Raw genomic sequence first — 15,958 nt, 5'->3', positions numbered from 1 at the left:
CATTAAGTGAATATTAAAATGAAAAGAAAGTGATGATAAGTTGAAAATTTTAATAGTTGAAGATGAAGATGATTTAAGAGAAGTTATGACAAAAAAACTTCAAAAATATTATACTGTTGATTATTGTAAAGACGGCAGGGAAGCAATAGATTATATAAGTGTATATTCTTATGATATTATTTTACTGGATGTAATGATTCCCGAAATTGACGGATTTGAGGTTTTAAAATATATAAGAGCTTCGGATTTGGATACGTCCGTAATTATGATAACCGCAAAAGATAAAATAAAAGATAAGGTAAAAGGATTGGATTACGGAGCGGATGATTATCTTACAAAACCTTTTTCTTTTGATGAACTGCTTGCAAGATTAAGGGTTTTATTGAGAAGAAGTACAAATCAAAAGAATAATATAATACATGCGGGAGATTTAACTATTGACACACGAAACAGAATAGTAAAATGCTGTGGAATAATTATGGACTTGACAGCAAAAGAATATATGCTTTTGGAGTATTTTGTTTATCATAAAAACATTATTTTAACAAGAGAACAATTGGAGCAACAGGCATGGGACAACAGATTTGAAGGGGGTTCTAATATAGTAGACGTATATATTAGATATTTAAGAAAAAAAATATATGATATATGTGGGAATAAAATGATAAAAACTGTCAGAGGAATGGGGTATAAACTTGAAGTTGATGAACAAGACCAAAACGATAAAAAATAAAATAACATTTTGGTATACAGGAATTATCATAGTAGTATTTTTGGTTACTATATGCGGGTTTCTTTTTATTTCCGAATATTACAGTACCGATAATATCAGAACGGAGTTAATGGATGAAGTCGGAGATTTAAAAGAAGATATGAATAATTATTCAAGTTATTTTCCGGATAACGAACTTATGTCTTATTATGATGACGGTGTTATGCTGAGTTTATATACAAATGACGGAAAATATATAAACGGAATAGTCCCGGATGATTTTCCTCAGGATTATCCTTTTGATGAAAAGGAAATACATTCTCTTTCAAAAAACGAAGATTATTGGTATATATATGATGAGAAAATAAGAGCAGGAGAGAAGAATGAATATTTATGGATAAGAGGTATTCATTCATACAGTTCTGTTGCTAATATGATAAACAATATAACAAAATGGTTTTTTGTTTTTTCTCCAATATTAACCTTGTTTACGGCTTTGATAGGGTATAGAATGATTTCAGAGTATTTCAAGCCCATAAAAGAAATGGCGGATACTGCAAATGAAATTACAAATTCTCAGGATTTATCTTTAAGAATAAAAGAAATAAGAAAAGAAGATGAATTGTCATACTTATCTAAATCATTTAACGGGATGATAAGTAAACTTGAAGAACATTTTAATATAGAAAAACAATTTGTATCCGATGCTGCTCACGAGCTTAGAACACCCATAAGTGTCATTTTATCAAATTCGGAATATCTTTTGGAAGAATGTGAATTGGAAGACGAAGAGAAAAAATATGTAACGACAATTCATAAAAAGACAAGTCATATGGCAAATCTTGTAGATGCATTATTGGTTATTTCCAGATTGGAAAAAAGTAATTATGAAATAAATTATGATAAAATAGATTTTTCCGTTTTAGTTCAGTCGGTTATGGAAGAAATGGAAGAAGATGCAAAGGAAAAAGAAATTACATTAAATTTAATGGATCATTTGGGAAAAATCGAATATATAGGCGATATGACATTATTGATACAGCTTTTTACTAATTTAATTTCAAATGCAATCAAATACGGAAGGGAAGGCGGAAATGTAAATATATCTTTAAGCTGTGACAATTCACTAATTAAAATTTATATTGAAGATGACGGTATTGGAATTTCGAAAGAACATTTAAATAAAATATGGAACAGATTTTATCAGGTAAATTCAAGCCATAATAACGATGGTTTTGGGTTGGGGCTTTTTATAGTAAAACTTATTGTTCAATTACATAAAGGAACAATTGAGGTATCCAGTATGGAAAATAAAGGAACTGTATTTATAGTTACTCTTCCGAGAACATTGTAAAGTAATAAAAAAGATGAAACATTTGCATAAATATGTTTTGTCTTTTTTATTATGGTTATATAATATGTTTAAATGTTAGATATTTTTATTTGGATAAATTATATTTAAAAAAATACATTTATTATATTAATAGATAAAATTTTAATAATAAAACAAATTTACTATAATCAATTTAACATAAAAAAGCCCAAATTTTTTTGGGCTAAAGTATGTATAATTATTTATATAAGTATTCCTTAAATTCACCGTCGCTTTCATTTTCGCAAACAGCGGCAATGACTCCCGGACCTGTATGAGCCCCTATTGCACAACCTACATAACTTATTACAACGTCTTTAACGTTGTATTTTTCTTTCAAAATATTTGCAAGCTCTTTTGCTTCTTCTTCTCTGTCTCCATGAACAACTCCGATAATTTGATTTTCAAGGTCTTTGCCTCTTTTTCCGACTTCTTCTATAATTTTATTTATTGCTTTTTTTCTTCCTCTTACTTTTGCATAAGCAACAAGAGAACCGTTTTCGTCAATTTCAATCATAGGTTTTATGTTAAGTCCTCCGCCAACAACGTAAGATAATTTTGAAAGTCTACCACCTTTGTATAAATAATCAAGTGTTTCAACAGTTACGATGTGTTCCATGTGTTTACAGAAATGTTTAGCTGCTTTTATAATTGTTTCTTTGTCTGCACCGTTTCTTTGCATTAATAAAAGTTTATAAACGGGAATACCAAATCCTAAAGATGCACATTTCGTATCTATAATTGTAATTTTAAAGTCAGGATAAGTTTCAAGCAGTTCTTCTTTTGCAAGGTTTGCTGCATTGAATGTTCCTGCTATACCTGTTGAAAAGCACATATATAAAACTTCAACGCCGTTTTTTGCATAAGGTTCAAAGTTTCTTTTAAACATTTCAACATTAATATGATACGTTTTAATATCTTTTGTTTTATCTTCTAAAATGCTGTAAAAGTCTTTGGGAAAAATTGTTTCGCCATCAAAATAGTCTTTTTCATTTATAACAACGGGAGTTGGAATTACATGTAAATTAAATTCATCTATTATATATTGTGGAATATCACTTGCCGAATCTGTAATAATTTTAAAAGCCATATTATCCTCCAATTTCTTATTTATATATAATAACTATACTATATATTACATTTTTTTTCAAAATATTAATGAAATTTTAATGTAGGGAAATGTTTTATATAATATATATTTATTGTTTTCATTATATATATAAAAATTGTAATATAATAGGGAAAAATTTCCTTTTTATCAATATTTTATATATTTTAATTTATTTTTTTATTTCAGTCAATTTTCTGTATGGTATAATTAAGAAAATATTTACGATTAAATGGGAGGTATGTTTTGAATAAGGATTTAATAATAGGGTCCGTATTGCATGATTTGGGGAAATTCATTATGAGGAGTACAAACGAAAAAACAAATCATTCTCTTTTAGGTTATAATTATTTAAAAGAAAAAGGAATTACAAATGATAAGATTTTAAATTCTGTTTTGTATCATCATAAGAATAAAATTACAAATGCAAATTTAACAAATGATGATTTTTCATATATAACATATGTTTGTGATAACATTTCATCTGCCATAGACAGAAGAAAAAAAGATGATGGAAATATTGAGTTTGGATATGATAAAAAAGCTCCACTTATGAATATTTTTAATCTGTTAAATACAAATAAGAATAATATTATAAGTGCTTTTAATGTTTCTGATATTGATATAAAAAAAGATATTCTTTTGCCTAAAGATACCAATACGGCTAGAAATTTAACCGACAAATATGATTATTCGAAAGCCTTTGAATATTTTGATAAAAATTTTGAATATATTACAAACAATGATATTAACGTAAATTCTTTATTACAACTTATTGAAAGTACATTTTCATTTATCCCTGCTTCCACTGACAAAAACGGAATAAATGATGTCTCTCTTTATTCACATTCAAAACTTACTGCCGCAATAGCCAGTTGTTTTTTTGATTACTTTAACTTTAAAGGAATAACAGATTATAAAAAATGTTGTTTTAGTGAAGAAGAAAATATATACAGTGAAAAAACAATGATTCTTTTAAGCGGTGACTTATCTGGTATACAAGATTTTATTTTTAATATTTCTTCAAAAGGGGCTTTAAGGTCAATTAAAGGTCGTTCTTTCTATCTTGAAATTGAAATGGAAAACATAATAGATGAAATGTTAAATTATCTTGATTTGTCAAGAGCAAATCTCCTTTATAACGGGGGAGGTCATTTTTATATGCTTCTTGCAAACACAAAGGAAACAAAAGATAAAATAAAATATCTTCAAAACAAAATTAATTCTTATTTTTTAAGAAAATATTACATAGATTTATATATTGCCTTTGGATATAGTGAATGTTCTGCTAATGAATTAATTAATATAAACAGTAATGATACCTTATCTAAAATATATAAAAATGCAGGTCATGAAATTTCAAAAGATAAAATAAATAGATACAAAAATACTTTAGATGAATTGTTTAATGATAACAGTAAGTATACTAATAACGATGTAGATTTAAGAGAATGTAGTGTGTGTAAAAGGTCTTATAAAGATTTACACGAAAATGAAGATCTTGGAAATATGGTATGCGAAAGCTGTGAGAGTATGTATAAACTCGGAGAGGGAATATTCAGAGTTGATACAATGAAAGATGAAATGCTTTTTAGTATATCAAACAAAAAAGATAAAGATTCTTTGATTAGTTTATTTTCTCTTGATGGTGAAAATTATTTATACTTAAAGAATAAAAATGAATTTATTAATGATATCAATAATAACCAGATTATAAGAGGATATTCAATAAATAACCCAATGATAGGACTTAAATACTGCGTAAATATTTGGATGGGTAATTATACCAGATTCAAAGGTAAGAGCTTATATTCATTCTCTGATTTATCTAAAAGAAGTATTGGTATAAATAGGCTTGGAGTTCTAAGAATGGACGTTGACGACCTTGGAAGTGCATTTATAAAAGGATTTGATAAAGAAGGTGAAGATAAATATAAATACGCTACAATATCACGTTTTCAAAGTTTGTCTTCAATGCTTTCAATGTTTTTTAAGTTCTATCTAAATAAAATAGCAGGTTATAAAGACACAAAGTTATATTTTACAAATAAAGATTTTCTTAAAAATATTTCAATAATATATGCAGGAGGAGATGATCTTTTTATTGTTGGAGCATGGAATGAAGTATTGGATCTTTCAATAAATATAAGACAGTATTTCAAAATATTCTCTAATGAAAGGTTAAGCATAAGTGCAGGTTTTGGAATGTACGATGCAAATCTTCCTATAAATAATATGGCAAGTTTAAGCGCAAATTTGCTTGAAATATCTAAGGAAAACACAAAAGACAGCATTACATTATTTGATGAAAACAATGTATATAAGTGGGATGAATTTATTAACGATATTTATGGAAATTTGTATTTAAAATTTAACGAATACTGTTTCTTTGATGAAGAGGAAAAATGTGAAGATAAAATATATTTGGGAAACGGATTTTTATATAAACTATTAAACTTACTTAGAAATAGTAAGGAAAGCATAAATCTTGCGAGAATTTCTTATGCTCTTGCAATGATTGAACCTAAAAATTTAGCACAAAGAGAAAACTATAATAAATTTACTAATTTAATTATAGATAATATTAACAGCAAAGAAAACATTAAAAAACTTATTACAACAATAATTTTAATTATTTACTTAAACAGAGAAAGAGAGGAATAAAAATGAGCAGAGAGGATATAAAAAGAGCAGAGAATCTTATTAAAGTTGCCGAGAAAAACGCAATGTTACCTACAACTACTCAGCTTAGAAAGATTTTTTCACAAATAAACAATTTGAAAAATACATATGAAATGGAAAAGTTGAACGGTAATATTGTTGATGGAAAATTAAGCGATAAAATTCTTGATGATTTAGAATATTTAAAAATGCAGGTTGCTTACCAGTGCGGAAGAGTTAAACCAAATGATTTTGAAATAAAAAATAAAAAAATAAACAATAAATCTGCTTTATGGTGGTTTATCAATAAACTACCACATTATGAGTATAAAGATAAAAAAATATCTTTCATTTTATATTTAAGTACAATAAAAACAGTAAAAGACATGGATAACTTTTTTGATTATACTGAAGCTTTGATTGCTTATCAAAAATTCTATGGAAGAGACAAGTAGGAGGGGAAAATGAATAAGTTATATGCAAAAATAATGTTTAAAGGAAGTTTGGATATATTAACAGGGCTTCACATAGGAGGAAGTGATGACTTTGCAGCAATAGGTGCCATTGACAATTCTGTAATAAAAGATTCAATAACAAATTTACCTATCATTCCCGGAAGCTCATTAAAAGGAAAACTAAGATATCTTCTTTCAAGAATAAAAAGTGAAAATTCTGTTTTAAATAAAATTGACGATGAAGATATTACCATAAAAAGACTTTTTGGAAGCGGTAATTCAAATAATCAAATAGTGTCATCAAGACTTCAATTTTTTGATTTAAAGTTAAATGAAGAAAATGCCGAAATGCTTAAAAATGCCGATACGGATTTATATGTAACAGAAGCAAAATTTGAAAATACAATTGATAGAATTACAGCAGTAGCAAACCCAAGACAAATTGAACGTGTTCCTGCCGGTGCAAAATTTGATTTTAAGCTTATTTATAATGTTGAAAGTATTGATGAATTTGAAGAGGATATTAAAAACTTAAAGGATAGTTTTGATATTCTTGAAATGGATTATCTTGGAGGAAACGGTACAAGAGGATACGGAAGAGTAAAAATAAACATTGAAAATGAAGATATAATGTTTGCAACAAAGGAAAACGAAGAAAAAATAAAATCTATTATTGAAAATGTATTTTAAGGTGAACTATGAACTATTATATTTATAAACTTAAGTTTGTAACGCCTGTTCGTTTTGGTGTTACAAAGGGAAATATAACAAATGACAATTCTTCCGATTTTACTTCGGACCAGATTTTTGCAAGTATTTTTAATGAATATGTAAATCTATACGGTATAGATAAAGCGAAAAAACTCCTTAATGATTTTTATATAAGTGATTTATTTCCTTTTATGGAAGATAATCTTTATCTTCCAAAGCCAATTATGATATTTGATAGTTTGGTGGAAAACAAGAACAAAGACAGAAAAATAGGTAAGAAGATAAAATATATTCAAATGAATGAATTTAATGAATATATTAATGATTTAAAAAACGGTAATGATCTTTTAAAATATAAACTTTCTAAACCATTTTTTAAAGAGGTTTATCAAACAAAGTATAATTTTTCAAAAGAGCAGACTCCTTACACTGTTTCTGGAATACAGTTTTATAAAAACTGCGGTTTATATTTTATTGTTTCTTTTAAGGATGAAATAAAAGAAGAGTTTGATAATGTTATGAAAAGCCTTTCTTTTAGTGGTATAGGGGGTAAAAAATCAAGCGGATACGGTAAATTTGAAATAGATGAAATAATGAAACCAAATGAATATATAATAAACAGTTTAAATTCAAATTGTAAATATAAAATGCTTTTATCTAGTGTTATTCCAACTGATGAAGAAGTCATGATGCTTAAAACTTCAAATAGTTTTTATTCCGTTATTTCAAGAAGCGGATTTTCTGTCGTAAATGGAAATATGGTAAAAAAGAAAACAACACCAATGTTAAAAAGCGGTTCATGTATGGATTTTGATATTAAAGGGAAGATAAAGGAAGTAAATAAAGAAAATATAAGAAGCATTTACAGATATGCAAAAGCACTAAAATGGGGGATAGAATAATGAAGTCTGATTATGTAAATTTCACACTAAATTGTAAAGTTATGTCTCCTTTATTTATCGGAAGCGGTGAAAAAATAAATAAACTCGATTATTTGCTTAATAACAAAGATGTTATCTTTATAGATAAAAGAAAACTTATAAAGTATTTTAAAGAGATAGAATGTCTAAATGAATTTAATAAATTTTTACTACAAAATGATAAGGCTTCTTTAAAGGAATTTTTCGATATTTTAATAAAAGGAGGAACGGTAAATAAAATAGATTATTCATTAATTGAAAGTAGCAGGGCTAAATATTATAAAAACAAGATTTCAAAAACAAATCTAAATGAAATAGATTTATTTATTAAAGATATTGACAGTAACCCTTATATACCTGGAAGCAGTTTGAAAGGAGCTTTTAGAACAGTTCTTGAAAGCTACATACTAAATAATTCAAGTAAAGCATTAAATGATTTTAAAGTAAATCCAAAAGCTGTAAAGAAATATTTATTAAAAGAAGACGATTTGCAGATTATGAGCGGGGTTATGATTTCCGATTCTAATAAGATAAAAAAAGATTCTATACAGGTTTTACAAAGAGAAGATTATAATTATATAAATGGAAAATCTAAAACTATAAGCAATTTTAAGGAATTCATAAAAGAGGGAAGTGTGTTTTCTTTCAGTGTTACTTTGGATAAGGCAAAAACCAACCTTTTATATGAAAAATACGGTATAAACTTAAAATCAAAAGAAGACTTCTTAAATATTTTAAAAAAAGGTTTTGAACTTTATTTAAATACTTTAAAAATAGGAAATAAAGAAGAAAAGTTTTTACCTAATTATAATAATAAAAATGCTTTGTTTGTTATCGGAGGAATGGTTGGATATCATTCAAAAAGCATTTTAAAAGGTGCATATGAGGGGGATGAATTAATAGATAAAACAAAAGAAGCGATACATAAAGATGGGAAAAATCCTAGAATGAAAAAAATCAGCGAACACATAAACGATAAAAATTACAGTCCAAGAACACTTAAAGTCGTAACAAACGAAAAAGGCACAAGACTTTGCGGAATAGTAGAGGTTTTGGAATGATTTCAAGATTAACAGTAAAAATAAAAAAAGAAGAGGGCTTTCCTCTTTTTTATAACAATGCACCGTTGTTTCACGGGTATATTATGGAAACATGCAAAAAAGAATATGCAGACTTTCTACATCTTCAAGGTTTAAAACCTTATTCTCAAAGTGTTTTTATGCTAAATAATGATGAATATATATGGCAGATAAATACATTAAATGAAGAAGCAAGAGAAAATATTATCTTGCCATTAATCGAAAGATTAAACAAAGAGGGATTTATTAATATTACTTATAAAGACCATAAATACATTCCATATGAATATAATCTGAAAGAAATAAAAGACTTAAACGAATATATAAATTCCTTTTATAAAGAGGAAAAAAGCAAGGTAATAAAAGTAAAATTTGTAACCCCCACAAGTTTTAAATCCTTTGGAGAAAATGTTTTTGTTCCTGATATTAGGCTTATAGTAAAAAGTATGGTAAACAAGGCTGATTCATTTTTACCTGTTACTTTAAAAGATGAAGAAACAATGGAAACTATAATAAATAATATTTCACTAAAGGATTTTAACATTAAAAGCACTATGTTCAAATCCAGTGATGTTGGAATTAAATCCTTTATAGGTAACGTAAGTTTTTATGTAAAAGGTCCAAAACCTCTGTTAAGTCTAACTCATTTGCTTTTTGATTTTGCATCCTATGCAGGTATAGGTGTTAAGTCGCCTCAGGGGATGGGGTGTATAAAAATGTTGTTATAGGGGTTTTACCCCTAAGACCCCACGACTTTTTTACCCGCCTAAAAAAGTCGAATAAAAGGGCGCCACTCGCCGTGGGGCTTATAACGCACTCGGATTTCATGAAAAATCTACCCGATTTTTCTATGAACGAGTGCTACTGCCGCCCTATTTTATTATTTGTCAGGATAATGTTTAACGATACCCCTCATTAAGTTAGGCTTGGGGTAGCTTTTCTGCCAGTAAAACTCGGGAAGAGTTTTACGTAGGCATCGAAAAGCGTAATAAGGCACTTCGCCGAGAAGTGTCGTTTTTACCTCTTATTGTGACTGTTTACTGTTTCAAAGAAACAGCTGAGTTTTTATAAAAACTCAGGAAGCTGAAAGCTTTAAACAACATGAGCGATTTTTTAAGAAAAATTGCGAATGGACAAGCAAAAAAAGAGCAGGGTTATAGGGCCAGTCCCTAACTTTTCCCTATAATAGGGACGAAAACACGAAAATTGCTATTAACTACATAAAAATTAACTGTAAAAAAATAATCCCTATCATAGGGACGTAGATAGGGGTTTCACCCCTAAACCCCACGACTTTTTTACTCGCCTAAAAAAGTCGAATAAAAGGGCGCCACTCGCCGTGGGGGCTTATAACGCACTCGGATTTCATGAAAAATCTACCCGATTTTTCTATGAACGAGTGCTACCGCCGCCCTATTTTATTATTTGTTAGGGTAATGTTTAACGATATCCCCTCATTAAGTTAGGTTTGGGGTAGCTTTTCTGCCAGTAAAACTTGGGAGAGTTTTACGTAGGCATCGAAAAGCGTAATAAGGCACTTCGCCGAGAAGTGTCGTTTTTACCTCTTTTTTGGGACAAGCAAAAAAAGAGCAGGGTTATAGGGACAGAGTCCCTAACTTTTCCCTATAATAGGGACGAAAACCCGTTTTGTGCTGTGAACAACATTTCAAAAATGTCCATAAAAAAATAATCCCTATCATAGGGACGAAAACACTATTCTTTTAACTTATGTACTTCGATATTAATGAAAAATCCCTATTAAAGGGACTTTATAGTTATGTATTAAATATTTATATATTGTAAATTAATTAATATATTGATAAAATAAACGTATATTATTATATATGTTTTGTTTTAATCTCTAAAAAGAGACGAATATATCTATTATCCTTTTCTTTAAGGTGTATAATAGTAATAAAAAATCTCTACAAAAGGGACGAAATCGTGTCTTTTTGTGCAGTTTTAATTGCTGCGTAAGTCTAAAAATCCCTATAAAAGGGACGAGAACCACCAAAGATATATCTTTTATCCTTAAGTGTTTTCCAAAACAATCCCTATTGCAGGGACGTTATAATGGAGGAAATAATGAAAAAAATTTTATTCACGCCAATAGGAGGAACAGACCCTATAAGAGGGTCTTATGATGGTGCTTTTATACATATTTCAAGAGTGTTTAAACCTGATAAAGTTTATATGTATCTTTCAAAGGAAATGGTTGAAAAGGAAGAATCAGACCATAGATACACTAAAACTCTTGAACTTCTTTCAAAACATATAGAAAAGAACATAGAATACGAACTTATTAAAAGACCAAATCTTGTGGATGTTCATATTTTTGATGACTTTTTTGATGAATTTAAAGAAATAATAAAAAGAATAAGAAAAGAAAATCCTGAGAGTGAAATATATGTAAATGTTTCTTCAGGCTCTCCTGCAATGAAAAGCTCTGTTCAGATTCTATCTGTTCTTGGGGAAGAAAACCTCATTCCAATACAGGTTTCTACCCCAGTAAAAAGAATGAATGACGGAATGGAAAAAGATTATGATGTTGAACTTATGTGGGAATGTAATATAGATAACGAGGAAAACTTTGAAAATAGATGTAAGAAATCTAAAAAAAGAAACCTTGCTTTTCAAATTAAAGCCGATATTATAAAGGAACAAATTAGAAAATATAATTATTCTTCTGCCATAGATATCGCAAATGGTTCTAAAGAGTTTATAAGTGATAAATTTATGGACTTGTTAAATGGGGCATACAGAAGACTTCAACTTGATTTTGCAAATATGACAAGATATATTTCAAAATATAACGAACATTTTCTTCCTATAAATAGAAGAGAAGACAGAGATATTATAGAATATCTTTTATCATTAAAAATAAAAATAGAAAAGAAAGAATACGCCGATTTTATAAGGGCAATTTCTCCGTTATTTTTGGAAATCAGTATAAGAATATTTGAAAAGTATTCCGGATTAAATATTGATGATTTTACATTTATGGATAACAAAACAAAAAAATGGTCTGACGGAAAATTAAGAAACGGAGACAGCCGTGTTTTAGATACAATAAACGGTCCTAATGCTTTAAACGGTAAATTTAATACTACGGATACATTAAAAAGCGTTCATTTTAAATTTTTAATTGATGGATTTTGTACTAATGATGATGTGAAGGATAAAATAAACGAAGTAAGAGATGTGGAAAGTAAAGTCAGAAATACAGCAGCTCATCAAATTAAATCAGTAACAGATGAATATGTAAAACAAACTACAGGATATACGTCAAATGAAGTATTTAATATGATTGTAGACTTATTAAAGTATACTAATATTCCTTTTAGTAAAGAATATTTAAACAGTTATGATGAAATGAACAAAAAAATAATAGATGAACTTTAAAAAAAAGCAGGCTGACCTGCTTTTTTTATTTTAAAATATTTTTGACTTCTTTATAAATATCTTTTTGTTTTAAAATAAATTCTTCATCTTCTGTGGAATAATATTCTTCTAAATTTATATAATCTTTTAAATATGGATACTTTAATTTTTGAGCATTATAATTTACGTTAAACATTGGAATTTTTCCTTGAATATTAAGTATATTTTCACCTTCCTTTTGATATAAATACTCCATAAAATTTTTTATTACCCTTTCTTTTGATTCATCTTTTGTATTTAACAGATAATAACTTTTTACATTTTGCATAAAGTTTACTTTTTTTGTTTCATAAGGATAGGGATATACTTCAAACTCAAAAGCATTTTCCTTGTCTTTTGTTCTTATTAAATAATTCACATCATCCATATTTCCTGCATATATAATTGTTTTAGAATTATATAAGTCATAATGAACATCTTCTTCGCTTTTCTTAGTTTTTAAACAATTATATCCCTTAAGTTCTTTTTTTAATGTTTCAAGTTTTTTATATCCTATATTTTCGTATCCGTTATCAAGAATAAAATTCATATATGAAAAGTTATCTTCATCTACGAACATGTCAAAGGGTATTTTTTCTTTTTTTGTATCCTTTTCTTTTATTTCTCTGATTAGGTTTATAAAAGTATTGTAACTCCAATCTTTACTTGGAAGGTTTATTCCCATTTCTTCAAAGGCGGTTTTGTTTATTATTATAACGTTAAAAGAACCATATAACGGGAATATACACCTTTCTTCCTCTTCTTTTATTTTTTTTATGCCGTAGGTTTCTTTCATATAATTTACAAATTCTTTATCGTACATAATATTGTCTGTTTTTGTTATGGTATTTTCTATGTATTTGCTTATTATATCAGGATGATTTTCACTTTGTGCTTTTTCGTTTGCAAGTGTCTTTGCTCCTTCAAAAGAAAGCTCTCTAAGCTCTATTTGTAATAGTTCACTTTCCTCTTCAAAGTTATATATGGCGTTGTTTATAAAACCATAGCTGCTTCCTATAACGCTTCTTGTGGGGCTGTCCCATAGATTAATAAGTCCTTGATATGTTTTTGTCTGTTCTTTATTTATAAACTTATCTATATAAATATCTCTAATATAAAATTTATACGTAAATATTAATATTATAAGTAAAACAGCACTTACAAGCCTAAAGCTTGGTTTCTTTCTTTTGTTTCTTTTCATTTCTTATTTCCCTATATTTTTCTTTTGTTGCAATTCCGCCTCGTATATGTCTTTGTTCTTTGTTTATTTCTATAATATCTCTTACTTTTTTATATAATGATATATCGATTTTATTTAGCCTTTTTGATAAATCATTATGTACAGTGCTTTTACTTACTTTAAAAATATCTGCACACTTTCTTATTGTGGATTTATTATCTACAATATAATTTGCTTCTTTAATGACTCTTGTTTTTATATTATCTAACATATCTTTTTCCTCACTTAATTAAAAGTTATGTTTTTTTTATAAAGATATGATTAAAATAAAAAAAATTTTGTGTAATAAAGAACGGTTTATTATGCTTTATCCTTAACATTAAATTATTTTAGATACATATAAATAAACATAGAATAAAAGGGAAGAGATGGTTTTATGAAAAATAAAGTTATATCAATTATTTTATGTGTATTTGTTTTACTTGTATCTTTTTTTAGTCTGCCTAAACAAAAAAATGTAGAGGCCTTTAGTATAAATTCAAAGGCATATGCGGTTTTGGAGTGCAGCACAAATAGGCTTTTATATTCCAAAAATAAAGACGAAAAACTCCCTATGGCTTCAACAACAAAGGTTATGACCGCCGTTTTAGCTTTGGAAAAAGGAAGCTTAAATGACATTGTTGAAATAAAAAAGGAATATACAGGAATTGAGGGAACAAGTATATATTTAAAGGAAGGGGAAAAATTAACCCTTGAAGATTTACTACACGGAATGATGCTTGTATCCGGTAATGATGCAGCAGTTGCGGTGGCTTATCATATTGGAGGTTCAATAGAAGGATTTGCCAAAATGATGAATGAAAAAGCAAAGGAACTTGGAATGAAAAATACAAACTTTAAAAATCCAAACGGACTTCCTGACGATGAACATTATACTACCGCTTATGATTTTGCACTTCTTGCATCATATGCCATGAAAAATGAAAATTTCGTAAAAATAATAAATGATAAAAAGTGGAGTATGTCATATGAGGGAAAAGAGAAAGGTAGAGTAATATATAACAGAAATAAACTTTTAAATAGTTTTGATGGTTCAAATGGTGTAAAGACAGGATATACAAAAAAGGCAGGGAAGTGTTTTGTTTTTGCTGCCAAGAGAAATGATATGCAGGTTGTGGGGGTAGTATTAAAAAGTGCAGACCATTACACAGACAGTAAAAATTTGCTTAATATGTGTTTTAGTAATTATAAAATGGAAAAAATTATCGAAAAAGGTGAATACATAAAAACTCTGCCTCTTAAAAACAGCAAAAAAGGTATTACAAAACTTACTGCAGAAAATGATATATATTTTCCCTTAAAAGATGGAGAAGAGTACAAAGTTGATTATAAGAAAGTGTATAACTCAGGAAGTGATAATTACATATTAAATTACAGCGTTAATGTTAATAATGAAACTTATTCTTACAGTGAACATTTAGCACATAAAAATGCTAATAAAGGTATATTTTACAAATTTACAAATATTTTTAAGAATTTTGTTGGGCTTTAATATATTAATTTGCATTATTTTGTCTTAAAATATATAATATACGAAATAAAACTTATAAATAAAGAGGGAATAAAATGTATAACGAAAATTATATAGATTTTGCAAAAGGTAAAAATTTTTTACGTGCATCTTCTGCTATATTTATATTTGCATGTATTCAAAATGTGCTTACAGGGCTTTTTATGTTATTTGGATATATAACAATGATTTTTGATATTGTATATCAAAATGAAGCTATAATATACTGCCTTGCCGGTATATTCTTTTTAGTAATAGGTATAATAGAAGGATACTGTGCATATTTGGGTTTTAAAAATGCAAAAGTAACTGATGAAGAGGTTATGTCAAAATGTAAATTTTGGGCTATAATAAGCCTTATCTGCATAATTTTAGATACATTTGTTTCTCTTTTAATTTTGGAAAGAATATATACTACTGCAATACTCATTGCAGCCCCTATTATTTTTATAAAAGGTGCAAATAAAAACATACATACAAAAAAAATGTATCAAGAAAATATTTTTGTAAACCCTTATTCTAATGAAAATCAAGTTAATATAAACGAAACAAATCAATCTGAAAATAACGAAAATAATAAAATTTTATAAAGGTATTGTTTATATTGTATTTATGAAGTATACTGTCTTAAAGAAAGAGAGGTAACAAAATGGAAAATAATGCAAAAGGTGCTACACTTATAAAAGTATCAAGTATAATAATGATAATTCTTTCAGCATTTTCTTTTATATTTGCTTTACTAGGGCTTTTTGGGATAATTGCTCTTGATT

General features: G+C 27.6%; 14 protein-coding genes. 11 read left to right on the top strand and 3 right to left on the bottom strand.

Annotation, left to right across the window (positions count from 1 at the left end):
• The first annotated feature begins 40 nt into the window (after positions 1–40).
• The gene (locus FGQ49_RS05280; protein WP_138268830.1) at positions 41–733 is read left to right on the top strand and encodes a response regulator transcription factor; all 693 of its coding nucleotides are present in this window, start codon (positions 41–43) and stop codon (positions 731–733) included.
• The gene (locus FGQ49_RS05275) at positions 705–2,066 is read left to right on the top strand and encodes a sensor histidine kinase (RefSeq protein ID WP_138268829.1); all 1,362 of its coding nucleotides are present in this window, start codon (positions 705–707) and stop codon (positions 2,064–2,066) included. The genes FGQ49_RS05280 and FGQ49_RS05275 overlap by 29 nt, the downstream gene beginning before the upstream one ends.
• 217 nt (positions 2,067–2,283) lie before the next feature.
• Here the strand turns inward: FGQ49_RS05275 and FGQ49_RS05270 are convergent, their stop codons facing one another.
• Complete coding sequence (locus FGQ49_RS05270) at positions 2,284–3,174, bottom strand: DegV family protein (protein WP_138268828.1); 891 nt, start codon at positions 3,172–3,174, stop codon at positions 2,284–2,286.
• A 264-nt stretch (positions 3,175–3,438) separates the two neighbouring features.
• Between FGQ49_RS05270 and cas10 the strand changes: the two genes are divergently transcribed.
• The 7 genes from cas10 (at position 3,439) to csm6 (ending at position 12,420) form a co-directional block, all read left to right on the top strand.
• Complete coding sequence (cas10, locus tag FGQ49_RS05265; RefSeq protein ID WP_138268827.1) at positions 3,439–5,856, top strand: type III-A CRISPR-associated protein Cas10/Csm1; 2,418 nt, start codon at positions 3,439–3,441, stop codon at positions 5,854–5,856.
• Positions 5,857–5,858: 2 nt separating this feature from the next.
• Positions 5,859–6,308, top strand: coding sequence for a type III-A CRISPR-associated protein Csm2 (gene csm2 / locus FGQ49_RS05260; RefSeq protein WP_138268826.1), 450 nt, complete (start codon positions 5,859–5,861; stop codon positions 6,306–6,308).
• A 9-nt stretch (positions 6,309–6,317) separates the two neighbouring features.
• Entirely contained in the window at positions 6,318–6,998 is a 681-nt protein-coding gene (csm3, locus tag FGQ49_RS05255; RefSeq protein WP_138268825.1) for a type III-A CRISPR-associated RAMP protein Csm3, read from the top strand.
• Positions 6,999–7,006: 8 nt separating this feature from the next.
• Entirely contained in the window at positions 7,007–7,921 is a 915-nt protein-coding gene (gene csm4 / locus FGQ49_RS05250; protein ID WP_138268824.1) for a type III-A CRISPR-associated RAMP protein Csm4, read from the top strand.
• Positions 7,921–9,000 carry a type III-A CRISPR-associated RAMP protein Csm5 gene (gene csm5, locus FGQ49_RS05245; protein ID WP_171020597.1) on the top strand — a complete coding sequence of 360 codons (1,080 nt, stop codon included), beginning with the start codon at positions 7,921–7,923 and terminating at the stop codon, positions 8,998–9,000. The genes csm4 and csm5 overlap by 1 nt, the downstream gene beginning before the upstream one ends.
• Positions 8,997–9,746: a CRISPR system precrRNA processing endoribonuclease RAMP protein Cas6 gene (gene cas6, locus FGQ49_RS05240; protein WP_138268822.1), complete on the top strand. Its 750-nt coding sequence runs from the start codon at positions 8,997–8,999 to the stop codon at positions 9,744–9,746. Before csm5 ends, cas6 begins: the two co-directional genes overlap by 4 nt.
• Before the next feature lie 1,357 nt (positions 9,747–11,103).
• Positions 11,104–12,420 carry a type III-A CRISPR-associated CARF protein Csm6 gene (gene csm6 / locus FGQ49_RS05235; RefSeq protein ID WP_171020596.1) on the top strand — a complete coding sequence of 439 codons (1,317 nt, stop codon included), beginning with the start codon at positions 11,104–11,106 and terminating at the stop codon, positions 12,418–12,420.
• A 25-nt stretch (positions 12,421–12,445) separates the two neighbouring features.
• Here csm6 and FGQ49_RS05230 read toward each other — a convergent pair whose 3' ends face one another.
• Positions 12,446–13,639, bottom strand: coding sequence for an extracellular solute-binding protein (locus FGQ49_RS05230; protein ID WP_138268820.1), 1,194 nt, complete (start codon positions 13,637–13,639; stop codon positions 12,446–12,448).
• Positions 13,605–13,889, bottom strand: coding sequence for a sporulation transcriptional regulator SpoIIID (locus FGQ49_RS05225; protein ID WP_138268819.1), 285 nt, complete (start codon positions 13,887–13,889; stop codon positions 13,605–13,607). Before FGQ49_RS05225 ends, FGQ49_RS05230 begins: the two co-directional genes overlap by 35 nt.
• A 165-nt stretch (positions 13,890–14,054) precedes the next feature.
• On the opposite strand from FGQ49_RS05225, the gene FGQ49_RS05220 reads away from it, so the two are divergent.
• A complete protein-coding gene (locus FGQ49_RS05220) occupies positions 14,055–15,170 on the top strand; it encodes a D-alanyl-D-alanine carboxypeptidase family protein (protein ID WP_138268818.1) in 1,116 nt (371 codons plus the stop codon).
• A 74-nt stretch (positions 15,171–15,244) separates the two neighbouring features.
• Positions 15,245–15,778 (top strand): hypothetical protein, encoded by a 534-nt coding sequence (locus tag FGQ49_RS05215; RefSeq protein ID WP_138268817.1) that lies wholly within the window; start codon positions 15,245–15,247, stop codon positions 15,776–15,778.
• Positions 15,779–15,958 lie beyond the last annotated feature (180 nt).

It is taken from the genome of Anaerofustis stercorihominis, from assembly GCF_005844425.1.
Taxonomy (GTDB): Bacteria; Bacillota; Clostridia; order Eubacteriales; family Anaerofustaceae; genus Anaerofustis; species Anaerofustis butyriciformans.
This window is presented reverse-complemented; position numbering and strand designations above follow the sequence as displayed.

Bases quoted from the DNA above. Each gene is read 5' to 3' on its own strand.
- FGQ49_RS05275 (WP_138268829.1), top strand. From the start codon at position 705: ATGAACAAGACCAAAACGATAAAAAATAAAATAACATTTTGGTATACA.
- FGQ49_RS05270 (WP_138268828.1), bottom strand. From the start codon at position 3,174: ATGGCTTTTAAAATTATTACAGATTCGGCAAGTGATATTCCACAATAT.
- csm2 (WP_138268826.1), top strand. From the start codon at position 5,859: ATGAGCAGAGAGGATATAAAAAGAGCAGAGAATCTTATTAAAGTTGCC.
- csm3 (WP_138268825.1), top strand. From the start codon at position 6,318: ATGAATAAGTTATATGCAAAAATAATGTTTAAAGGAAGTTTGGATATA.
- csm4 (WP_138268824.1), top strand. From the start codon at position 7,007: ATGAACTATTATATTTATAAACTTAAGTTTGTAACGCCTGTTCGTTTT.
- csm5 (WP_171020597.1), top strand. From the start codon at position 7,921: ATGAAGTCTGATTATGTAAATTTCACACTAAATTGTAAAGTTATGTCT.
- cas6 (WP_138268822.1), top strand. From the start codon at position 8,997: ATGATTTCAAGATTAACAGTAAAAATAAAAAAAGAAGAGGGCTTTCCT.
- csm6 (WP_171020596.1), top strand. From the start codon at position 11,104: ATGAAAAAAATTTTATTCACGCCAATAGGAGGAACAGACCCTATAAGA.
- FGQ49_RS05230 (WP_138268820.1), bottom strand. From the start codon at position 13,639: ATGAAAAGAAACAAAAGAAAGAAACCAAGCTTTAGGCTTGTAAGTGCT.
- FGQ49_RS05225 (WP_138268819.1), bottom strand. From the start codon at position 13,889: ATGTTAGATAATATAAAAACAAGAGTCATTAAAGAAGCAAATTATATT.
- FGQ49_RS05220 (WP_138268818.1), top strand. From the start codon at position 14,055: ATGAAAAATAAAGTTATATCAATTATTTTATGTGTATTTGTTTTACTT.
- FGQ49_RS05215 (WP_138268817.1), top strand. From the start codon at position 15,245: ATGTATAACGAAAATTATATAGATTTTGCAAAAGGTAAAAATTTTTTA.